2 protein-coding genes are annotated in these 1,790 nt (G+C 64.6%); both read right to left on the reverse strand.

Features of this window, described 5'->3' with window-relative positions; genetic code table 11:
• Positions 1-89 precede the first annotated feature (89 nt).
• Entirely contained in the window at positions 90-698 is a 609-nt protein-coding gene (gene dhaL, locus FJW06_RS29955; protein WP_140757289.1) for a dihydroxyacetone kinase subunit DhaL, read from the reverse strand.
• A gap of 5 nt (positions 699-703) precedes the next feature.
• Positions 704-1,711, reverse strand: coding sequence for a dihydroxyacetone kinase subunit DhaK (locus tag FJW06_RS29960; RefSeq protein WP_140757291.1), 1,008 nt, complete (start codon positions 1,709-1,711; stop codon positions 704-706).
• Positions 1,712-1,790 lie beyond the last annotated feature (79 nt).

The raw sequence follows: 1,790 nt of genomic DNA on the forward strand, positions 1-1,790 counted from the left end.
GACCTCGGAGCCTCGCTCGGAGCGCCGCGTCGAAGCCGTTCCGGAATCAGAGACAAAGCCGCCGGAACATCATTGTCTACAAAGATGGGTTAGGCGGCTTTCATGGCTTTGCAGATTTCTTCGACCAGCATGGCGGCCGAAATCGAGCCCGGGTCCGGGTGGCCCAAAGAACGCTCACCGAGACGTGCGGCGCGGCCGACGGTTGCGACCATGTTGCGTGTCGCTTCTGCTCCCTGTCGGGCAGCCGCGATTATGGCATCGGCATTCTGACCATCGAGTGCGGCATCGGCGGCCGGTCCCCAGGCATCAAGCATCGTCTTCTGGCCCGGCTCCGCCTTGCCACGCTGGACGATGCCGTCGCGCATCGCCGCAATGATGGTCCGCAGTTCGCCATTCGGCATTGATCCGCGCGGACCTGCGGCCTTGCCGGCGCGCAGAAGGGCGGTTGCGTACAGTGGTCCGGACGAGGCTCCGACCGCGTTGAGAAAACCTTTTGCAGCGGCATTGAACACGTCCTGCAACGTGCCCTCGGCGGCCCGGGCCGCATCGGCCGCGGCCTTCATGCCTTGTTCCATGGCAATACCGTGGTCGGCGTCCCCGATTGCCCCGTCAAGTGCGCAGAGCCTGTCGCGCTCAGCTGCCATCCGCGCGGAAAATGCCCGGAAAAGGGCTTTCAAATCCCCGGTGGTAAACTCCATCGCACTCAGCTCCGGAACATGGGGCAGTCGCAGGGATGATCGATCATGCGCTGCAATTCGTCGTCGAGGTGCATGATGGTAATCGACGCGCCGGCCATGTCGAGCGACGTGCAGTAGGAGCCGACCAGCGTCTTGTGGACCGCCAGTCCGGCAGCCTTCAAGCGCTCCGCGATCCGCGCGTTCAGGATGTAGAGTTCCATCAGCGGTGTTGCGCCGAGCGAGTTGACCAGAACAGCAACACGAGAGCCGGCCGGCGCCTCCATTTCCGCCAGGATCGCGTCCATGATTTCGTCCACGACCTCGTTGGCCGAACGCAATGGCCCCCGCCGGGCGCCGGGCTCGCCATGGATGCCCATGCCGATTTCCATTTCGCCAAGGGGAAGATCAAAGCTCGGCTTCCGCGTCTGCGGCAGGGAACAGGACGACAGCGCCACGCCCATGGTGAAGGTGCGGTCGTTTGCGCGTCTGGCGATCCGCTCCACCTCGTCCAGCGGCATCATCATGTCGGCGGCCGCGCCCGCGCACTTGAAGATGAACACGTTGCCGGCCACGCCACGGCGCTTTTGCCTTTGGTCACGCGGCGCCGACGCGATGTCGTCGGTGGTCAGCACCGTGCGCGCCTCGATGCCTTCCATCTCCAGAAGCTCGGCGGCCATGTCGAAGTTCATCACGTCGCCGGCATAGTTGCCATACATGAACAGAACGCCGGCGCCGCCACTGGCGGCCATCGCCGCGTCGACCGCCGGCTGCGGAGGAGGCGAGGCGAAGACGTTGCCGATCGCTGCGGCATCCGCCAGTCCCTTGCCGACATAGCCCAGGAAGGTCGGCTCATGGCCTGAGCCGCCGCCGATCACCAGTGCGACTTTGCCGGGCCGCGGGCCATTCTTGGCAACGACCGCGCGCGGGGCGTTGTCAGGGCGCCAAAGATGCTCGGGATGCGCGGCCAGGATACCGACCAGCATTTCGTCCACGGCCGCATTGCCGTCGTTTATCAGCTTCTGCGTGAGGCTCATTCGCGTCTCCCTGTATCATCTCCGGCCATGAGACTAGAGGGTTTCGCGACGGTGGGGAAACGGTCTTCTTCTGGTCCAA

This window comes from Mesorhizobium sp. B4-1-3 (assembly GCF_006439355.1).
Lineage (GTDB): Bacteria > Pseudomonadota > Alphaproteobacteria > Rhizobiales > Rhizobiaceae > Mesorhizobium.